This is a genomic window from Arhodomonas sp. AD133 (assembly GCF_051195215.1).
Taxonomy (GTDB): Bacteria; Pseudomonadota; Gammaproteobacteria; order Nitrococcales; family Nitrococcaceae; genus Arhodomonas.
The window spans coordinates 61,752-80,001 of sequence record NZ_JBNAZM010000020.1 but is presented as its reverse complement, the minus strand read 5'-3'; the positions used below and the strand labels follow the sequence as shown (position 1 = coordinate 80,001).

General features: G+C 68.3%; 18 protein-coding genes. 4 read left to right on the top strand and 14 right to left on the bottom strand.

What is annotated here, in order from left to right:
- Positions 1-541: 541 nt before the first annotated feature.
- Positions 542-1,447 carry a hypothetical protein gene (locus tag ACPEES_RS12765; RefSeq protein ID WP_435103881.1) on the top strand — a complete coding sequence of 302 codons (906 nt, stop codon included), beginning with the start codon at positions 542-544 and terminating at the stop codon, positions 1,445-1,447.
- 241 nt (positions 1,448-1,688) lie between these two features.
- Here ACPEES_RS12765 and ACPEES_RS12760 read toward each other — a convergent pair whose 3' ends face one another.
- From ACPEES_RS12760 to ACPEES_RS12720, 9 genes are all read right to left on the bottom strand, one after another.
- Complete coding sequence (locus ACPEES_RS12760) at positions 1,689-2,534, bottom strand: XdhC family protein (protein ID WP_435103880.1); 846 nt, start codon at positions 2,532-2,534, stop codon at positions 1,689-1,691.
- A 2-nt stretch (positions 2,535-2,536) separates the two neighbouring features.
- Entirely contained in the window at positions 2,537-3,136 is a 600-nt protein-coding gene (locus ACPEES_RS12755; protein ID WP_435103879.1) for a nucleotidyltransferase family protein, read from the bottom strand.
- Entirely contained in the window at positions 3,066-4,313 is a 1,248-nt protein-coding gene (locus ACPEES_RS12750) for a vWA domain-containing protein (RefSeq protein ID WP_435103878.1), read from the bottom strand. The genes ACPEES_RS12755 and ACPEES_RS12750 overlap by 71 nt, the downstream gene beginning before the upstream one ends.
- The gene (locus ACPEES_RS12745) at positions 4,297-5,226 is read right to left on the bottom strand and encodes an AAA family ATPase (RefSeq protein ID WP_435103877.1); all 930 of its coding nucleotides are present in this window, start codon (positions 5,224-5,226) and stop codon (positions 4,297-4,299) included. The genes ACPEES_RS12750 and ACPEES_RS12745 overlap by 17 nt, the downstream gene beginning before the upstream one ends.
- Positions 5,227-5,486: 260 nt before the next feature.
- Complete coding sequence (locus ACPEES_RS12740; RefSeq protein ID WP_435103876.1) at positions 5,487-6,287, bottom strand: FAD binding domain-containing protein; 801 nt, start codon at positions 6,285-6,287, stop codon at positions 5,487-5,489.
- Between the two features lie 14 nt (positions 6,288-6,301).
- Positions 6,302-8,671: a xanthine dehydrogenase family protein molybdopterin-binding subunit gene (locus tag ACPEES_RS12735; RefSeq protein ID WP_435103875.1), complete on the bottom strand. Its 2,370-nt coding sequence runs from the start codon at positions 8,669-8,671 to the stop codon at positions 6,302-6,304.
- Position 8,672: 1 nt separating this feature from the next.
- Complete coding sequence (locus tag ACPEES_RS12730; RefSeq protein WP_435103874.1) at positions 8,673-9,143, bottom strand: (2Fe-2S)-binding protein; 471 nt, start codon at positions 9,141-9,143, stop codon at positions 8,673-8,675.
- A 202-nt stretch (positions 9,144-9,345) separates the two neighbouring features.
- Positions 9,346-9,963, bottom strand: coding sequence for a CoxG family protein (locus ACPEES_RS12725; protein WP_435103873.1), 618 nt, complete (start codon positions 9,961-9,963; stop codon positions 9,346-9,348).
- Positions 9,964-10,084: 121 nt separating this feature from the next.
- Complete coding sequence (locus ACPEES_RS12720; RefSeq protein WP_435103872.1) at positions 10,085-10,942, bottom strand: pirin family protein; 858 nt, start codon at positions 10,940-10,942, stop codon at positions 10,085-10,087.
- Between the two features lie 209 nt (positions 10,943-11,151).
- Here ACPEES_RS12720 and mmsB point away from each other — a divergent pair, with 209 nt between their 5' ends.
- The 3 genes from mmsB (at position 11,152) to ACPEES_RS12705 (ending at position 13,131) form a co-directional block, all read left to right on the top strand.
- On the top strand, positions 11,152-12,048 hold the full coding sequence (mmsB, locus tag ACPEES_RS12715; RefSeq protein WP_435103871.1) for a 3-hydroxyisobutyrate dehydrogenase: 897 nt from the start codon (positions 11,152-11,154) through the stop codon (positions 12,046-12,048).
- 162 nt (positions 12,049-12,210) lie between these two features.
- Positions 12,211-12,603 (top strand): YbaN family protein, encoded by a 393-nt coding sequence (locus ACPEES_RS12710; RefSeq protein ID WP_435103870.1) that lies wholly within the window; start codon positions 12,211-12,213, stop codon positions 12,601-12,603.
- A gap of 72 nt (positions 12,604-12,675) precedes the next feature.
- Positions 12,676-13,131 carry an Rrf2 family transcriptional regulator gene (locus ACPEES_RS12705; protein WP_435103869.1) on the top strand — a complete coding sequence of 152 codons (456 nt, stop codon included), beginning with the start codon at positions 12,676-12,678 and terminating at the stop codon, positions 13,129-13,131.
- Between the two features lie 2 nt (positions 13,132-13,133).
- On the opposite strand, the gene ACPEES_RS12700 is transcribed toward ACPEES_RS12705, so the two are convergent.
- From ACPEES_RS12700 to fis, 5 genes are all read right to left on the bottom strand, one after another.
- Positions 13,134-13,583 carry a hypothetical protein gene (locus ACPEES_RS12700; RefSeq protein ID WP_435103868.1) on the bottom strand — a complete coding sequence of 150 codons (450 nt, stop codon included), beginning with the start codon at positions 13,581-13,583 and terminating at the stop codon, positions 13,134-13,136.
- A complete protein-coding gene (locus ACPEES_RS12695; protein WP_435103867.1) occupies positions 13,580-14,500 on the bottom strand; it encodes a YegS/Rv2252/BmrU family lipid kinase in 921 nt (306 codons plus the stop codon). Before ACPEES_RS12695 ends, ACPEES_RS12700 begins: the two co-directional genes overlap by 4 nt.
- A 264-nt stretch (positions 14,501-14,764) precedes the next feature.
- Positions 14,765-16,051, bottom strand: a complete 1,287-nt coding sequence (purD, locus tag ACPEES_RS12690) for a phosphoribosylamine--glycine ligase (protein WP_435103866.1) — start codon at positions 16,049-16,051, stop codon at positions 14,765-14,767.
- A 31-nt stretch (positions 16,052-16,082) separates the two neighbouring features.
- Positions 16,083-17,669 (bottom strand): bifunctional phosphoribosylaminoimidazolecarboxamide formyltransferase/IMP cyclohydrolase, encoded by a 1,587-nt coding sequence (purH, locus tag ACPEES_RS12685; protein ID WP_435103865.1) that lies wholly within the window; start codon positions 17,667-17,669, stop codon positions 16,083-16,085.
- A 190-nt stretch (positions 17,670-17,859) separates the two neighbouring features.
- Positions 17,860-18,162: a DNA-binding transcriptional regulator Fis gene (gene fis, locus ACPEES_RS12680; RefSeq protein ID WP_435103864.1), complete on the bottom strand. Its 303-nt coding sequence runs from the start codon at positions 18,160-18,162 to the stop codon at positions 17,860-17,862.
- Positions 18,163-18,250 lie beyond the last annotated feature (88 nt).

Below are 18,250 nucleotides of genomic sequence, written 5' to 3'. Positions count from 1 at the left end.
CGGCGTGGTCGTGGCGTTTTTGTGCAGTCGAATGTTCACCCGGCTTCTCCCCCGACGCCTTCAATCAACGCATGCATAACCTCGCGACCCATCCATAATGCATATCGTGACGGGTCTATGCAATCGTCGGGGACCCGACACCTACCGAATTGGTAACGCATTGATTTATCCCAATTTCAACTCGCGCGCCACAGCCTTCTCCGAGAGGCTCGGAAACACACGAGCGTACAGTTGCCGTGAGTTCGTGGAATGCGAAGCCGATCTGTCGGGGCTGTTGGCGAAACTCCAACGGGAAGTCGAAGAGGCCCCTATCTCATGGGGTATTCGCACCGCCCTCGGAGTCCGGCTTCGAGCTGTGCGGGCCGCTATCGACCGTGGTGCATTCATTACCGCCCAGTTCAATATGGCCAAGTTCTCCATGCACGTAAGGGTGCTTCGCGGCAGGGTAATTCCCCATGACGTCGCCGACAGGTTGTTGTCTTTGGCGGATGAGGTTCAAGCGGCGCTCCGGGAGCAGCGTTAGCCCTCGGAAAAAGCAAACGTGAGGCTCCTCCGATCAAGAAGGCGGCAATCGCGCTGCCTTCTTCTCTTTTCATTGAGCACCGGGCTGCTAATCGGTCTTGCCGCCTTCTACTGGTGGGCGGAACGGGGCGAAGGCTTCGGCGCCTATGTTGTGGACTTCGTCGCCGTCCGCAACAGCCTTGCGACGCTACTGGCGGTATCCGTTCTCGGTGTAGTGTACCGGTTCTGCCGCCAGCGTTCGGGCGCCGGCACGGCGTGGAGCTTTGCCGCCGGCTGGGTGCTCGGGATCGTGCTAGGTCCCTTTCTGTTTCCGGCACCGGCGCGCCTGTTGCCGCCTCCTGAGCAGGTCCAGCGAGCAGTCGAGCGCTGGCACCAGGTGCTGCAGGCCGGCCACGCCCCCTGGGAGGTGCGCATCGCGGTGCCTCGCCGGTCATTCGCGTTTCGCGTCGACTCCGCGCCAAAGGCGATAGGCATCATGCCATCACGTCCCTGGATGGCTGAATGGCGGGCGCATTATGTCGACGACACCCGGGCCGTCGCCCGATATTACGTCACCGCTACCCAGCCGCCACGGCTCGATTCGGCCGCTATTACCCGCAGCCAAGACGCAGGTATCGGATTTGATGCCGACGATCTCGCGCGGACAGCGGTGTCGGAACCGGAGCAAGTGCCGTGGGCGTGGGCGTGGGCGCTACAAAGGCCCGCGCAACCCGCTACCGACGCCGAGATTGTCCTCGATACCGACCAACGCATTGTCATACGCGCCCACTACCCAGGCGACCGCTTGGTAACCTGGAGCATCACCCGGCGTCTGGATGAAACCGTCGAACGCTTGAGCTTTCACGCTCCGCCCCTGCCATTGCCCTGCGTAGAGCGTTGGCGGCCTCTACGCATTTGCATAACGGATGGTAATGGAGCGGATTAACGACCAGCCCGGCGACTGCCTTTAGCAATCGACCCAACCGCCCCCGGCCTGTCGGCCAGCGCTGCGCGCTCGCCGACCTACGACTGCTGCGGGATCCGGGTTCCGAATTTCGAGTTTCAGGCGCCACGAGTCGCCGTGCCCCGGCGGTCCGGCGCATTGCACCGAGGCCGCCTCGCACCACTTGAAACTTGACACTTGCCACTTTCAACTCGCACCTGGGAGTTCGCTCCTGGGTGCGCAATCACGTTCCGCCAGCGCGCGAACCACTACCGGCGGCGGTGGGCTCTTCCTTTGGTGTCTCCCCCGTCGGCTCCGCCAGCGGCGCACCGCTGCCGCCGCGGCGGACCTGTACGATTTCGGCGATGACGCTGAGGGCGATTTCCTCGGGGGTGCGGGCGCCGATGTCGATGCCGGCCGGGGAGCGTACGCGGGCGATGGCGGCGTCGTCGCGGCCGCGTTCGCGGAGGTAGTCGAGCACCAGGGCGGCGCGCTTGCGGCTGGCGATGAGGGCGATGTAGCGCGCGGACGATTCCAGCGCGCGATCCAGTGAGAGGTGATCGCCCTTGTGCTGGGTGGCGATGACGACGAAGTCCTCTCCCGCTGGCTGCAGCCGGTCGTAGCCGGGGTCGTCGGTGATGAGCTCGTCGGCGGCGGGGTAACGGTCCCGGGTGACGGTGGCGTCGCTCACGCGCACGGCGAGGCCGACCTGGTCGCCGACCGCGCACAGGGTCTCGGCCACCCGGCCGTGCCCCATGATCCAGAGCACCGGGCGCGGCAGCTCCGGCTCCACGAAAACACGCATATGACCGCCGCACGGCATGCCCACCCCCAGCACCTCGTCGTTCAGGTCGATCTCCACGATCCGGCCTTCGCCCTCGCGCATGGCGGCGAGCGCGGCCTGGCAGACCGTGGACTCGGCGCAGCCGCCCCCGACCCAGCCGTGAACGAGCCGGCCGTCGGTGTCGATGACGGCCTTGGAGCCGGTCTTGGCGGAAGCGCTGCCTTGCGTCTCGATCACCGTGGCCAGTGCATGGGCCTGGCGCCGTTCACGCAGGTTTCGGAGAACCTCCAGCCAGTCTTGCGTCACGATCACTCTCCTCCCGCCGTCAGCCGCGCGAGATCGCCTGGCGTGTCGACGTCCGTGTGTATGCCCGGGTCCACGACGGCGACGGTCGTCATTGCCTGTCGATGCCGCGCGACGATGCCGCGCGCGCCGGTATCCCCGTCGAGCCGGCCAAGCTCGGTTCCCAGTGAGGCGTGAAACCCCACGGGATGCCCGGGCCGGCCGTCATACACCGGCCGTGTGATCAGACTACCATGTACGACGCAGTCGTTGACTACAGTAATTGTCGACACTGATACCGTTGGCATATCCGCGGGCAGTATCAACCAACCGCCGGCGTCCGGGCTGGCGCGTACCCCCGCGGCGATGCTCGCGCCCATGCCACGTTCGCAGTCGGCTGTCTCCAGGACCTCGCAGCCGGCCTCTTGAAGCGCCGCCACCAGGGCCCCGCGGCCGGGGCGGGTGACGGCGAGCACCCGACCGACGCCGGCGATCAGCCGCCGCGCGGTGGCCACGGCTACCGGCGTGCCGTCAACCAGCGTTGCCATGAGCTTGTCACCGCCGAAGCGCCTCCCTTCTCCCCCGGCGAGCAGCAGCCCGCAGGTCGTCGCGTTCGCCTTCGCCATGTCCTCCGCCAAGCGCACGGGCCAGTTGCTCGAGACTGAAGAGATTATGCACCGGCCGGAACTCGTCCACTTGGGGCAGCAATCCGCGCACCCCCGCCGCACGCGCCTCGAAACCCGACCAGCGCAACAGCGGATTCACCCAGATCACCCGCCGGGCAAGCCGATGCAGGCGCGCGGCTTCCTGGGCGAGCTGCGCGCCGGCATCGCGATCGAGACCGTCGGTGAGGAGCACCACGGCTGCGCCCTGCCCCATGAGCCGCCGCGCCCACTGCCGGTTGAACGCGCCGAGCGTCTCCCCGATGCGGGTGCCGCCGGACCAGTCGGGGGCCGCCCGGCCGGCTGCGGCGAGCGCCTCGTCCACGTCGCGGCTCGCCAGCAAACGGGTGACGCGTGTCAGACGTGTCCCGAACAGCAGCACCTCCACGCGCTCGCGGTGTTGCATGAGCGCGTGCAGGAAATGGAGAAAGGTGCGCGTGTACTGGCTCATGGAGCCGGAAATGTCACACAGTACTACCAGCGGCGGATCACGGCGGACGCGCTGGCGGAAGCGCAGCTCGATCCCCGGTGCGCCGCTGCGCAGGCTCGCGCGGAGGCTTGCCCGCGGATCCGGCAAGGCGCCGCGACGATGGGGACGCAGACGGCGCGTCGGGCGCGCCGGAACCGGCGGTGGCATGCGGGCGATGGCACGGTGGGCGGCGGCTAGCTCAGCGGCGCTCATGGTCTCGAAGTCCTGGTGGCGCAGGCGTTCCTCGTCACTCCAGGTGAGCGTACTCCACGCCTCGGTGGTGTCGTCCTCGCGGGTCTGCGGATCCGACGGCGTCGCGCCCGTGGCGAGGGCATCCGCCAGCCGCCGCGGCGGCGTTCGCCCCGGCGCGTCGACACCGCCGCCTGCCGCGCGCTCGGCGAGACGCTTCAGGGCGCGCTGGGTGAGGCGCGGATGCCGCCAGAACAGCGCGAAGGCCTGGTCGAACAGCGGCTGCTCGCGCCGGTCCCGCACCAGCACAGCGGCCAGCGCGGCATGAACGGCGGTGCGATCCGACGGCCCTACCGCCTCCAACGCGGCCAGGGCATCCAGGCTGCGCTCCGGGCCGAGGGCGAACCCGCTCGCGCGCAGCAGGCGCACGAAGTGCACCACGTTCTCGGCGAGCCGCCCGTGGCCCTCAGCCGTGATGGGCATCGGCGAGTTCCGCGTTGATCTGCTCGAGCAGTGTCTCGATTTCCCGGGCGTCGAGGCGCTCGAGGTCCTCCTGGTACTTGAGTACGGCGCCCAGCGTCTCGCTAACCACGTCGGGGTCCAGGCTCACGCGGTCGAGCGCCGCGAGCGCCTGGCTCCAGTCGATGGCTTCGGCAACGCCGGGGAGCTTGTAAAGCGGCATCTCGCGCAGGCGCTGGACGAAGGCGACCACCTGGGCGCTCAGCCGCTCCGCGGCCTCCGGTGCCCGGCGGCGGACGATGGTCAGCTCGCGCCGGGCGTCCGGGTAGTCGACCCAGTGGTACAGACAGCGGCGCTTGACGGCATCGTGGATCTCGCGCGTGCGGTTGGAGGTGATGATCACCACCGGCGGGCGTTCGGCGCGCACCGGCCCGATCTCGGGAATACTCACCTGATAGTCCGATAGCACTTCCAGGAGGAACGCCTCGAAGGGCTCGTCGGTACGATCAAGCTCGTCGATGAGCAGCACCGGCGACCCGCCCGGCGCCGGCTCCAGGGCCTGCAGCAGCGGCCGGCGAATGAGAAAGCGCTCGTCGAAGATGTCCTCGGCGAGCCGCTCGCGATCCACCACGCCCCCCGCCTCGGCGAGGCGGATTTCCACCATCTGGCGCTGATAGTTCCACTCGTAGACCGCCGAGGCCATGTCGAGGCCCTCGTAGCACTGCAGCCGCAGCAACCGCCGGCCGAGCCGGTCGGCCAGCACCCGCGCCACCTCGGTCTTGCCGGTGCCGGCCTCGCCTTCGAGAAACAGGGGACGCCCGAGACGCAGCGCCAGGAACACGGCGGTCGCCAGACGCCGGTCGGCGATGTAGTCGCCGGCCTCCATGAGGGACTGGACGGCGTCGATGGAATCGGGCGAGTCGTGGCGGTTCGCCATCGGGGATCGTCTCGGGTTTCGGGTTTCGGGTTTCGGGTTTCGGGTTTCGGGTTTCGGGTTTCGGGTTTCGGGTTTCGGGTTTCGGGTGGTCAGCAAAAAGTCGAAAGTTTCGAGACGCAAGTGTCCGCTTCGACGTTGGGCGGGCGCTTCACGGACGCGGGACGCGGAACGCGAAACCCGAACCCCGGAACGGGCACCTCGCCCGTTCGGCACGGCCGTGCCTGCCCCGCTTTGAACGTGCTACTTGAAACTTTCCTCTTTCACGAACTCACCGCCTCGGCCACGGCGCGCTTCGCGATCACCCCGACGAGATGCGCCCGGTACTCGGCGGTGCCGTGGAGGTCCTCGTTGAGGCCGGCGGGGTCGACGGCGATGCCGTCCAGCGCCTCGGGGCGGAAGTCCGCCGCCAGGGCCTGTTCCATTTCCGGCACCCGAAACACACAAGGGCCTGCACCGGCGGCGGCGACCCGCACCTCGTCGCCGCGCTGCGCCACCATGACGCTGACGAGCGCATAGCGTGACGCCGGCTGCGGGAACTTCACATAGCCGGCCCGCCCGGGCACGGGAAATCGCACGCCCAGGATGAGCTCGTCACCCTCCAGCGCCGTTTCGAACATGCCGGTGAAAAAGTCGTCCGCGGGAATCTCGCGACGGGTGGTGACCACCGTGGCGCCGAGCCCGAGCACCCCCGCGGGATAGTCGGCGGCGGGGTCGTTGTTGGCGATGGATCCGCCGAGGGTCCCCATATTTCGGACCTGGTGATCGCCAATGCCGCCGGCGAGAGTGGCGAGCGCAGGGATGCTGTCCCGCACGGTGGCGGATGCGGCCACCTCGGCGTGCCGCGCCATGGCCCCCACGTCGATTTCGTCACCGTCGCGCTCGATGCCGGTGAGCGCCTTCAGCCCGCCCAGATCGACCAGTGCCGAAGGCATGGCGAGGCGCTGACGCAGGCTTTGCAGTAACGTCTGTCCGCCCGCGAGGAACAGGGCCTCCTCATCGGCGGCGATGCGCTGGAGGGCATCGTCGATGTCATGGGCGCGGTGAAACTCGAACGCGTACATCGTGTGCTCCTCGCTCAGGCGGACTGCCGGATCGACTGCCATACACGCACGGGCGTAAGGGGCATGGCGATATCGTTCACCCCGAGTGGCGCGAGCGCGTCGATCACCGCGTTCACCACTGCCGCGGGCGCACCGATGGCCCCGGCCTCACCGCAACCCTTCACGCCCAGCGCGTTGTGCGTACACGGTGTGTTGCGGGTATCCACCCGGAAGCTGGGGAGGTCATCGGCCCGCGGCAGGGTGTAGTCCATGTAGCTGCCGGTGATGAGCTGGCCACTGTCCTCGTCGTAGACGCAGCCCTCCAGCAACGCCTGGCCGATCCCCTGGGCGACGCCGCCGTGAACCTGGCCCTCGACGATCATGGGGTTGATGACGTTGCCGAAGTCGTCCACGGCCGTGAAGTTCACGATCTCCACGCGCCCGGTGTCGGGATCCACCTCCACCTCGCAGATGTGGCTGCCCGCGGGGTAGGTGAAGTTGGTGGGGTCGTAGAATGCCGTCTCGTCGAGCCCCGGCTCCAGCGTCTCCAGTGGATAGTTGTGGGGGACGTAGGCGGAGAAGGCCACCTCGGGCATGGACAGGGTCTTGTCGGTGCCCGCCACGCGGAAGGTGCCGTGATCATCGTATTCCACGTCGGCGACATCCACCTCCAGCATGTGTGCGGCGATCTTGCGGCTTTTGTCGATGACCTTGTCGAGCGCGCGCATGATCGCCGAGCCGCCGACCGCCAGGGAGCGCGAACCGTACGTTCCCATGCCGAAGGGCACGCGGTCGGTATCGCCGTGGACGATCTCCACGTCGTCGATCGCCAGCCCCAGGCGATCGGCGACGACCTGCGCGAACGTGGTCTCGTGGCCCTGACCGTGGCTGTGTGAGCCGGTGAACACGGTCACCTTGCCGGTGGGGTGCAGACGCACCTCGCCGGCCTCGAACAGCCCTGCCCGCGCCCCCAGGGCGCCGGCGATGTTGGACGGGGCGAGGCCACAGGCCTCGATGTAGGTGGAATAGCCGATGCCACGATGGCGCCCGCGGGTCTTCGCCTCGGCCCGGCGCTGCTCGAAGCCGGCCACGTCGGCGAGCGCCATGGCCGCATCCAGGGTCGCCTCGTAGTCGCCCACATCGTAGTTGAGGGCCACCGGTGTCTGGTAAGGGAAGGCATCGGTGGGAATGAAGTTGCGACGGCGGATCTCGGCCTGATCGATCCCCATCTCCCGGGCGCAGGCGCTGACCAAACGCTCCACGACGTAGGTGGCTTCGGGCCGACCGGCGCCGCGGTAGGCATCCACGGGAGCGGTATTGCTGAACGCCGCGGTGACCTCGCAGTGAATCTGCGGCGTGCGGTACTGACCCGCCAACAGCGTCGCATAGAGGATCGTGGGCACGCTCGGGGCGAAGGTGGACAGGTAGGCGCCCAGATTCGCCGTCGTGCGGGTTCGCATGGCGAGGAAATTGCCCTGCTCGTCCAGCGCCATCTCCGCGCGGGTGACGTGATCGCGCCCATGGGCGTCGCTGGTGAACGACTCCGAGCGTTCCGCGGTCCAGCGCACGGGCCGGCCCACCTTGTGGCTCGCCCAGGTCAGCACCGCCTCCTCGGCGTAATGGAAGATCTTCGAGCCGAAGCCTCCGCCCACGTCCGGCGCCACCACCCGCACCTTGTGCTCGGGCACGTTGAGAACGAAGGCACTCATCAGTAACCGCGTGACATGGGGGTTCTGGCTGGTGGTGTAGAGCGTGTAGCGCGCCTCGCCGGGCGAGTACATGGCGATCGCCGCCCGAGGCTCTATGGCGTTGGGGATCAGGCGGTTGTTCGTGAGCGCCACGGTGGTCACGTGGTGAGCGCTCTCGAAGGCACTGTCCACCGCGCCCCGGTCGCCGATCTCCCAGACGTAACAGCAGTTGTCGGCGAGCTCGTCGTGGACGCGGGGCGCACCGTCGGCGAGCGCCCGCGTGGGCGAGACGACCGCTTCGAGCGGCTCGTAATCCACGTCGATGAGCTCGGCGGCGTCCTTCGCCTGCCAGAATCCTTCGGCGATGACCACGGCCACGGTATCGCCGACGTAGCGCACCTTGCCCTGGGCGAGCGCCGGATGCAGTGGCTCCTTCATGGGCTCGCCGTTGATGTCGGTGATCTGCCAGCCGCAGGGGATACCGCCGACGCCGTCGGCGGCCAGGTCGTCGCCGGTGTAGACGGCGAGCACACCCTCCGCCCGTTTCGCCGCGGTGGTGTCGATGCCGCGGATGCGCGCGTGGGCGTGGGGTGAACGCAGGAAACAGGCATGCGTTTCGCCGGGAAAGTGGAGATCGTCCGTGTAATGGCCCTGCCCGCGGAGAAAGCGCTCGTCCTCGCGACGCAGAACGGGCTCACCGATACTCGACTGGCTCATCTCAACCACCCCCCATGCGCTCGGCGGCGCTGCAAACGGCGCGCACGATGTTGTGGTAGCCGGTGCAGCGGCAGTAGTTGCCCTCGAGTCCCTCCCGGACCGTGGTCTCGTCGGGCCTGGGGTGGCGCTGAACCAGATCCACCGCGGCCATGACCATGCCCGGGGTGCAGAAGCCACACTGCAGGCCGTGGCACTCACGGAACGCCGCCTGCATCGGATGCAACCCGCCGTCGCCGTCGGAGAGCCCTTCGATGGTGGTGACCGAGGCCCCCTCGGCCTGTCCGGCCAGCACGCTGCAGGCCTTCACCGCCCGGCCGTCGAGATGGACCGTGCAGGCACCGCACTGGCCGGTGTCACAGCCGACGTGAGTGCCGGTCAGGGCAAGGTGGTTGCGCAGGAGCTCGACCAGGGTCGTGCGCGGGTCCACATCCCGCGTTACCACCTGGCCGTTAACGGTGAGCGAAACCTTCATGGGCGGGACTCCTCCTGGCTCGGCCGACGCTTCTGGGGCGCCTCTGCCTGGCTGCGTGGCGCCTCGCCGGGGCGATGACGCCGTCTCCTACGCTTCTCGGAGGTGTTCGCGTGCGCCGGCCGATCCGCGCGGCCATGACAAAGCCTCTGAGAAGAGCTGTACTCCGAAGGTAGACGGTGCCCGACGCAGCGCAAGCCCGCCGCTACTTCCGCCGGCGCCAGAAACGCCAGCCACCCTTCTCGCCGGCGGTCTCTGCCGGGGCATCCTCGTCCGCCCGCGCCTCGCCCTTCACCGGCGCGGACTCCGGCGACTCGGCGGCCGCCGGCTCCTCGACGGCACCCGCGCTGGACACCCCGCCGGCGGTGGCGGGCTCGATCGATTCACCACGGAGATGGGCCTCGAAGTTGTCGAAGAACTCGTCAGCGAGCTTACGCGCGGCGCCCAGCACGATACGCGAGCCCACCTGGGCCAGCTTGCCACCCACCGTGGCATCCACCCGGTAGCCCAGCTCCGTGCCCGTATCCGTCTCCGCGAGTGCCACGTCCGCCGCACCCTTGGCGAAGCCGGCGGCGCCACCCTGGCCCTCGAAGCGCAGCCGGTAGGCCTCGGGCGGCCGCGCGTTCTCGATGAAGATGTGCCCTCGAAAGCGGGCCTTCACCGGCCCGATCCTGGTGCTGACCAGCGCCTCGTAACTACCTTCGTCCAGCGGCTCCATGCCCTGGCAGCCGGGGACACACGTGCGCAGAACCACGGGATCATTGAGCGACGCCCATACGGTGGTCCGGTCGAAGGGCAGCTCCCGTCGTTGCTCCATCTCCATCGCCAGGGTCCTCCCCGCCGCGCACGTGGGCACGAAACCGGCGTACCGTCATCGGCGCACCACCTGTGGCAACCATAGAAGGCCGACTGCGGCCGTGCACTGCTGCAACGCAGCACCCGCCTCAGAACCGGCCTGCCTGGTAATCCTCGACGGCCTGGATCAGCTCGTCACGGGTGTTCATCACGAACGGGCCGTGGCGGGCGACCGGCTCGCCAAGGGGGCGCCCGGCGACCAACAGGCAGCGACCGCCACCACGGCTGGCGAGCGCGACGTCCGCCCCGTCGCTCAGCACGCCGAGCTCGCCACGGCTCACCGACCGGGCCCCGTCATCGGCGGCTACCTCCATGGCACCGTCGAAGACGTAGACGAAGCCCGCATGCCCGTCAGGCACGCTCGCGCACCATTGGGCACCCGGCTCGAACGCCACGTCGAAATAGACCGGGTCGGTCACGACGCCGCGTACCGGCCCTTCGGCATCGTCCACACGCCCGGCAATCACGCGCACGGTGACCCCCGGGGCGGGCGTCACGGCGGCAATCCGCTCCGCGGCGATGTCCAGATAGCGCGGGGTGGTCATCTTCTCCGCCGCCGGCAGGTTGACCCACAGCTGAAACCCCCACATCAGCCCGTCGGCCTGCTCCGGCATCTCGGAGTGCACGATCCCCCGCCCCGCAGTCATCCACTGCACGCTGCCGGGTCCCAGGAGACCGCTGTTGCCCTGGTTGTCGCGATGGCGCATGCGCCCGGCAAGCATGTAGGTCACGGTCTCGAAGCCGCGATGCGGATGCTCGGGGAAGCCGGCGAGATAGTCGTCCGCCTGGTCGGAGCGGAACTCGTCGAGCATCAGGAACGGGTCCACCGCGTCGAGCTCCGGTGTGCCGATGATCCGGGTCAGACGCACGCCTGCGCCGTCACTGGCCGGCATTCCGCGGACGACGCGCGTGATCCGGCGAGACGCGCTCGAAGTGTTGTGTGACATGGGAGTCTCCGGGATGACGTCATGGAAACCGGAAATATGGGGGCTCGGGAGCGCGCCGGAAACACCCTCGGCCGCAACGCGCCGTTTCCCTTGTCGCAACAACGCGTCATCGGCGCCCGGCTATTGACGTTGCGTGATCTTTTCTTTTTCACGCCATCGGCCCAGACTCGTTTACGTATACGGAAACCTACACGGAGGGGAGGAGAGTCATGAGCCGAATCGCATTCATCGGGCTCGGCAACATGGGTGGCCCCATGGCCGGCAACCTGCTCCAGGCAGGCCATGAAGTCACCGTATTCGACCTCGTTCCGGAAGCCGTCGCCACACTCACGGATGCCGGTGCGAAGAGCGCGGACTCGGCCGTGGCCGCAGCCGCCGGCGCCGAAGTGGTGATCACCATGCTGCCGGCCGGGCATCATGTGCGCTCGGTCTACATGGACGGCGGCGGCCTGCTGGATAACGTCAGCGACGATACGCTACTGGTGGACTGCTCCACCATCGCCGCCGAGGATGCACGCGCGGTGGCGGAGGCGGCCAGGGAGCGCGGCATAGCGTTCGTCGATGCCCCGGTATCGGGCGGCGTCGCCGGCGCGAAGGCGGGCACGCTGACGTTCATCTGCGGCGGCGACGCCCAGGCGGTGGAAAACGCCCGGCCGGTGCTGGAGGTCATGGGCAAGGCGGTGTTCCACGCCGGCCCCAGCGGCGCCGGGCAGGTCGGCAAGATGTGCAACAACATGCTCCTCGCCGTGCTCATGATCGGCACCTCGGAGGCGCTCAACCTGGCCGAGGCCCACGGCCTCGATCCGGCGGTGCTCTCGGAGGTCATGAAAGCGAGCTCCGGCAGCAACTGGGCGCTGCAGGTGTACAACCCCTACCCGGGGGTCATGGAGGGCGCGCCGGCGTCGAACGGCTACCGGCCCGGCTTCATGGTGGACCTCATGGCCAAGGACCTGGGGCTCGCCATGAACATGGCCACCGCCACGGGCACGGCCACGCCGCTGGGCTCGGTGGCGCGGAATCTCTACACCACCCACAGCACCCACGGCAACGGCCAGCGGGATTTCTCCAGTATCCTGCAGTTTCTCAAGGGCGGCGATTTCGAGTGACGCCAGTACGCGAATGCCGCCAGGGAAGGCGGCATTCGCGTGGATACGAAACACATGCGCCGCCGCGTCACGGGCTCTCCGCCACAACGTTGCCCGTGCAACTCGCTCGCGCTTTCGGCGACGCACGAGCAACGACGCCCGCGAGGCGTTATCCTGTACACCATGGCGGCGAATCCGAACCAACCTGCCGGCCGAGCCTGGCAACGACGAGCGTGGCAGGCGCTCGCGGTCGGCTGCGTGGCGCTTGGCGGCATCGGCGTGGCGCTCCCGCTGGTGCCGACGACGCCGTTCGTGTTGCTCGCCGCGTACGCGGCCTCCCGCGGCTCGCCGGCTCTGGAGCGCTGGCTTAGGGAACACCCCCGTCTCGGTCCACCGCTGGAGGACTGGCACCGAAATCGCGCGATTCGACCGGCGGCCAAGAGAACGGCCATCGTGCTCATCATCGGGAGCTGGGTGATCATGATCATGACCGTTCCATCGGTGACGGTGCGCGCAGCGGTCACCGCCGTACTGATAGGCGTCAGCGTGTTCATCGTCACACGTCCGGCACGATGACGGCACCACCGGGTAGCGGGTAATCGCTGCACGCGGCATACTGCAGCGAATGCCACACCGCCGAAGACGGCCATGCGACTGACGCTCTACAGCGACTATTGCCTGCGGGTGCTCATCTACCTCGGACTCAAGGATGGCGAGCTCGCCACCATACGGGAGATCGCCGAGCGTTATGAGATCTCCCGCAATCACCTGATGAAGGTGGTCTACGAGCTCAACCGCTTAGGCTACATCGAAACGCTGCGGGGCAAGCACGGCGGCATGCGACTCAACCGCCCCCCCGAGGAGGTCGCGCTGGGCGCGCTCATCCGTCAGACGGAGAACGACCTGCAACTGGTGGAATGTTTCGGCTCCGAGAACCGCTGCCGGCTCACCGGCGCCTGCACACTGCAGAGTGTCCTGGACGAGGCGCTGCAGGCGTTCCTGGATGTCCTCGACCGCTACACCCTTGCCGACCTGCTGATGCCGCAGCAACCCCTGCTATACCGGCTGGGTCTGCCCGCGTCGGGTACCGAACACGTTCCCTGAGCTCACGCATCCCTGTCGACGAGCGTGGCGACCTGTGTCGCGGCCTGCTGGGCACTGGCACGGATATGTTCGAGCTGGGGACGCACATCCCCCGGTACCGCATGACCCAGGGCGAGCTGGGCGGCGGCCGCCAGCCGGCGCTCGTCCTCGGCACGCTCGCGCAGCAGCACCGCGGTACCCCGTGCGGCGAGACGGGCCATCAGGCGATCACCGAGCTCGTGCAGGCTGTCCAGCTCCGAATCGGAGGCGTCCGGCAGATCGCCGTGGGCACGCAACTGGTAGGCGAGCTGTTCGGCCATGCGCTCGCGCTCGGCGGCGAGGCGCTGCAGCGAACCGGCTAACGCCGGCGCCGCCAATACTTCCGCCGAGTACCGATGATGACGGGCATTGGATTCGCACTGCGTCAGCACCTCGTTGACCGCCGCGAGAGCCTCATCGCGCCATAGAGTCATTCGCCATTTCCTCCACCGTCCCGCTGCACCACGACCGCGAGCGCCGCGGGGATCACCTCGAAGCGCGCGGGCGTCCAGGCCACGTGCTCCCCGTCGGCAATGATACGCCGCCGCCGGCGGGTACGTACCTCGACCGCGCGCCCGGTTTCCCGCCACACGGGACTGCCGGGCGAACCGCCACGCCATACGTCCCAGGCCGCCCTGACCAGTCCTACCGGGCCGTGTGGCGGCACGCAATAGGCATCGAGGAGCCCGTCGGCGACGTCGGCATCGACGTCCACGGGGATGCCGCCGCCATAGTATCGGCCGTTGCCGACGGCGAGGTGCAACGCCCGCATACGCGAGTGTTGCCCGTCGACGACGACCTCGACGCGAAACGCACGCAGACGACCGATCATCCGCAGCAGACTCAACGGATAGCTCAAGGCCCGCCAACGACGCTTGGCCGTTGGATTCAGCGCCGCATCCCGGGCCTGCACCCCGAGCCCGATGTGGGCGACGTTCACGAACGGGTGGGCATTGACCCGCGCGACATCCACCTGACGCACGCGGCCCGTGGCGAGCACCGCTCCCGCACCGGCCGGTTCCATGGGCAGGCCGAGGCTGCGTGCCAGATCGTTGGCGGTTCCCAGCGGCAGCAGACCGAGGGGCGCGCCCGTGCCCATCAGCGCCGGCAGCGCGGCGTTGACCGTGCCGTCTCCCCCGGCGAGGACGACGACGTCCGCCTCACGGCGGGCCCGCGTGACACCGGCGCGGAGCTCATCAGCCGTCGCCGGCCAGTGGCACGTATACGCCACCCCGGCGTCCGCCAGCGCGGCAAGCCCTTCGTCCAGCGCCTCGCGGGCACGACCGGCCGCTGCGTTGGTGAATACGATCGCCTGCCGGGTCGCCCGTGGCCGGGAGAGAGGCGGCGTCATGCACGCGCTGCCGTTCGGCCCGGGCCGCCGGCGTGCTTCCGGAACGCGGGAATCCGCGCCGTGGTCGCCACCGGCCCCGTCCCCCATTGAGCCGCCGCCGAGGCCACTGCCCGGCACCACGGCGTGCTTGCCGTGGCAGGTGCAAGCTCTCTATACTGCAGTGCACCACATGTCGCGCCCGCGGCATCAGGAGTTCGCCCAACCGGCGGCACCGGCACACCCGGCGGCTGCAACCCAGCCGCCGGGTGCGTCCTCACCGGCGCGTTACCGCTCGCGACTGAGGGCGCGATGGCCAATGTCCCGGCGGTAGTAAACGCCTTCCCAGTGAATCCGATCGGCCTGCTCATAGGCACGGCGCTGCGCCTGGGCAACGGTATCGCCGAGAGCACAGACACACAGCACGCGCCCGCCCATCGTCACCACTTCACCGGCATCGTTCGTGGCCGTGCCGGCGTGAAACACTTTCACGTCCGGCGCATCGTCTGTCGGCAGGCCCGTGATGGGATCGCCCTTGCCATAGGCACCCGGGTAGCCGCCGGCGGCCATCACCACGCCGAGGCAGGCGCGGGGGTCCCACTCAACGGACACCTGATCGAGACGGCCGTCCAGCGCGGCGTTGCACAATTCCACCAGGTCGGAGCGCAGACGCATGAGGATGGGCTGGGTTTCCGGATCGCCCAGACGCACGTTGAACTCCAGCACCCGTGGCCGCCCCTCCGGGTCGATCATGACGCCCGCGTAGAGAAACCCGGTGTAACGGCGGCCTTCGGCCGCGAGCCCCCGGACCGTCGGACGGACGATCTCTTCGAGAATTCGCGTATGCACCGCTTCGTCCACCACCGACGCCGGCGTATAAGCACCCATGCCGCCAGTATTGGGGCCGGTATCGCCCTCGTCGCGCGCCTTGTGATCCTGACTGGAAACCAGCGGCAGAATGTGCTCACCGTCCACCAGCGCGATGAAGCTCGCCTCCTCCCCCTGGAGGAAATCCTCGACGACGATCCGGTCTCCCGCACCGCCGAAAGCCTGGCCGCTCAACATGGTCTCGGCCGCCTGCTCGGCCTCGTCAACGGTCATGGCCACGGTAACACCCTTGCCGGCGGCGAGGCCGTCGGCCTTCACCACCACGGGAGCACCGTGGGCGCGAATGTAATCGCGCGCCTCGTCAACGTCGTCGAAGGCACGATAGCTCGCGGTGGGGATATGGTGGCGGGCGAGAAACGCCTTGGCGAACGCTTTGGAACCCTCCAGCTCCGCCGCATCGCGGGTGGGGCCGAAACACCGCAGCCCCGCGGCCTCGAAGGCATCGACCACGCCCATGGTCAGGGGCACCTCGGGCCCGACCACGGTGAGCCCCACCTCGGCGTTACGGGCAAAATCCACCAGCGCGGCCACGTCCTCCACGCCGATGGCAACGTTCTGCACCTTGGACTCCAAGCGCGTGCCGGCATTACCCGGGGCGACGTAGACCGCTTCCACGGTGGGTGACTGAGCGAGCTTCCACGCCAGGGCATGCTCGCGGCCACCGCCGCCGATCACGAGTACGTTCATCGCTTCGCTCCTTCGCGTTGCGTTCGGCCAATCAGTGGCGGAAGTGGCGCATTCCCGTGAACAGCATGGCGATGCCATGCTCGTCCGCGGCGGCGATGACCTCATCGTCCCGGACCGAGCCACCGGGCTGAATGATCGCCCGTACACCCGCCTCGGCGGCCTGATCGATACCGTCGCGGAACGGGAAGAACGCGTCCGAGGCCAGCGCCGCCCCGGTCAGGGGCAGGCCGGCGTCCGCTGCCTTGCGCACGCCGATGCGGGCACTGTCCACCCGGCTCATCTGGCCGGCGCCGACCGCGAGGGTTCGCCCGTCACGGCCATAGACGATCGCGTTGGACTTGACGTACTTCGCCACGCGCCAGGCGAACAGCAGATCGTCGTGCTCATCGGCGTCCGGAGCGCGCCGGGTGACCACACGCGGCGTCTCGCCCGCCGGCAGGAGGGAATCGTCGGCGTCCTGCACCAGCAGCCCGCCGCGCACGCGTTTGTAATCGAGGCGCCGCCCCGGGGCGGCATTCAGGTCGCCACAGACGAGCAGGCGGATATTCTTCTTGCGCGCCACGATCTCCGCGACGCCGTCGGCGACCGCGGGCGCGACGATCACCTCCACGAACTGGCGATCCACGATGGCTCGGGCGGCGGCGGTGTCCAGCTCACGATTGAAAGCGATGATGCCGCCGAACGCGGATGTGGGATCGGTGGCGAAAGCGCGCTCGTAGGCCTGTTCCAGAGTTTCGCCGACGGCGACACCGCAGGGGTTGGCATGCTTGACGATTACGCACGCCGGCGCCTCGAAGTCACGCACGCACTCGAGCGCCGCGTCGGTATCCGCGATGTTGTTATACGACAGGGCCTTGCCCTGGAGCTGACGCGCCGTGGTCACCGACGCCTCGGTCTCGGCCGGGTCGCGGTAGAAAGCGGCGCCCTGGTGCGGGTTCTCGCCATAGCGCATCGTCTGAACGCGATGGAACTGGCGATTGAGCGTTGCCGGGAACGCCGCCGGCCGGGGCTCACCGGTGGTCAGCCGACCCAGATAGTTGGCGATGGCGCCGTCATACCGGGCGGTGTGCTCGAATGCTTTCACCGCCAGGCGGAAACGCGTGGCCGCCGTGAGGCCGTCGTTGGCGTCGAGCTCGTCGAGCAGACTCGGGTAATCGCCGGCATCGGTAAGCACGGCGACGCCATCGTGATTCTTCGCCGCAGCGCGAACCATCGCAGGGCCGCCGATATCGATGTTCTCGACCGCCTGCTCCAGGCTGCAATCCTCGGCGGCGACGGTGCGCTCGAACGGGTACAGATTGACCACCAGCACGTCGATGGGGCGAATGTCATGTTCGGCCATGACGCCATCGTCCACGTCGCGCCGTCCGAGCAAGCCACCATGCACTTTGGGATGGAGGGTTTTCACCCGCCCGTCCATCATCTCGGGAAAGCCGGTGAAGTCCGAGACCTCGATGACCGGCACGCCGGCCTCGGCAAGCAGGCGGGCAGTGCCGCCCGTAGAGAGGATCTCGACCCCGCGCGCGGCGAGTGCACGCGCAAAATCGGCGACGCCGGTCTTGTCCGAGACGCTGATCAGCGCCCGGCGCACCGGCCTGAGCTCTGCGGCTGCTGGCATCGGGCTGTGTCCTTCGGTGGCTGCCTCAAGGGGCGCGTATTATAGCGAACGAGGCAGCGATCTGCGGACGGCCGGGCGCAACGCCGGGCGTGCGGCGCCGGGAAAGCCGGCACCGTTTGTCGGAAGGGCACCGCAAGCCGCGGCCCGGCGGCGGCGCGTCACCGCAACCGAGGTGAAACGGGCCGGGGGATCAATCGTCCAGACCGTAGTGCTGGAGCTTCTTGCGCAGGGTACCGCGATTGATGCCCAGTACCTCGGAGGCACGCGTCTGGTTGCCGCCGCACTCGCGCATGACGACCTCCAGCAACGGCACTTCCATCTCGGTGAGCACCATCTTGTAAAGCCCCGCCCCGTGATAGCCGTCGAGCTGGCGGAAGTAGTCCTCCAGGGCCTCACGCACGCACGCCCGGATGGGACCGACACCACGCCGGGCAGGCGCGGAATCCTCCCCTGCCTCTGCGGGTTGTTGTCTTTGTGTGGCCTGTTCTTCCATGCGCAATACGGTGGTTGGCGTTGGGTGGCCGCCGCTGCGGCGGGCGCAGAGTCTATCGATAATATACGTATACCCCAACGCGTTAAAG

What these genes read in the sequence shown, in the direction of transcription:
- ACPEES_RS12705 (WP_435103869.1), top strand. Translation starts at nt 12,676, where the DNA reads ATGCGACTGACGCTCTACAGCGACTATTGCCTGCGGGTGCTCATCTAC.
- ACPEES_RS12735 (WP_435103875.1), bottom strand. Translation starts at nt 8,671, where the DNA reads ATGAGCCAGTCGAGTATCGGTGAGCCCGTTCTGCGTCGCGAGGACGAG.
- fis (WP_435103864.1), bottom strand. Translation starts at nt 18,162, where the DNA reads ATGGAAGAACAGGCCACACAAAGACAACAACCCGCAGAGGCAGGGGAG.
- ACPEES_RS12745 (WP_435103877.1), bottom strand. Translation starts at nt 5,226, where the DNA reads ATGGCGAACCGCCACGACTCGCCCGATTCCATCGACGCCGTCCAGTCC.
- ACPEES_RS12755 (WP_435103879.1), bottom strand. Translation starts at nt 3,136, where the DNA reads ATGGCGAAGGCGAACGCGACGACCTGCGGGCTGCTGCTCGCCGGGGGA.
- ACPEES_RS12695 (WP_435103867.1), bottom strand. Translation starts at nt 14,500, where the DNA reads ATGACGCCGCCTCTCTCCCGGCCACGGGCGACCCGGCAGGCGATCGTA.
- ACPEES_RS12725 (WP_435103873.1), bottom strand. Translation starts at nt 9,963, where the DNA reads ATGGAGATGGAGCAACGACGGGAGCTGCCCTTCGACCGGACCACCGTA.
- ACPEES_RS12710 (WP_435103870.1), top strand. Translation starts at nt 12,211, where the DNA reads ATGGCGGCGAATCCGAACCAACCTGCCGGCCGAGCCTGGCAACGACGA.
- purH (WP_435103865.1), bottom strand. Translation starts at nt 17,669, where the DNA reads ATGCCAGCAGCCGCAGAGCTCAGGCCGGTGCGCCGGGCGCTGATCAGC.
- mmsB (WP_435103871.1), top strand. Translation starts at nt 11,152, where the DNA reads ATGAGCCGAATCGCATTCATCGGGCTCGGCAACATGGGTGGCCCCATG.
- ACPEES_RS12720 (WP_435103872.1), bottom strand. Translation starts at nt 10,942, where the DNA reads ATGTCACACAACACTTCGAGCGCGTCTCGCCGGATCACGCGCGTCGTC.
- ACPEES_RS12740 (WP_435103876.1), bottom strand. Translation starts at nt 6,287, where the DNA reads ATGTACGCGTTCGAGTTTCACCGCGCCCATGACATCGACGATGCCCTC.
- purD (WP_435103866.1), bottom strand. Translation starts at nt 16,051, where the DNA reads ATGAACGTACTCGTGATCGGCGGCGGTGGCCGCGAGCATGCCCTGGCG.
- ACPEES_RS12700 (WP_435103868.1), bottom strand. Translation starts at nt 13,583, where the DNA reads ATGACTCTATGGCGCGATGAGGCTCTCGCGGCGGTCAACGAGGTGCTG.
- ACPEES_RS12750 (WP_435103878.1), bottom strand. Translation starts at nt 4,313, where the DNA reads ATGCCCATCACGGCTGAGGGCCACGGGCGGCTCGCCGAGAACGTGGTG.
- ACPEES_RS12730 (WP_435103874.1), bottom strand. Translation starts at nt 9,143, where the DNA reads ATGAAGGTTTCGCTCACCGTTAACGGCCAGGTGGTAACGCGGGATGTG.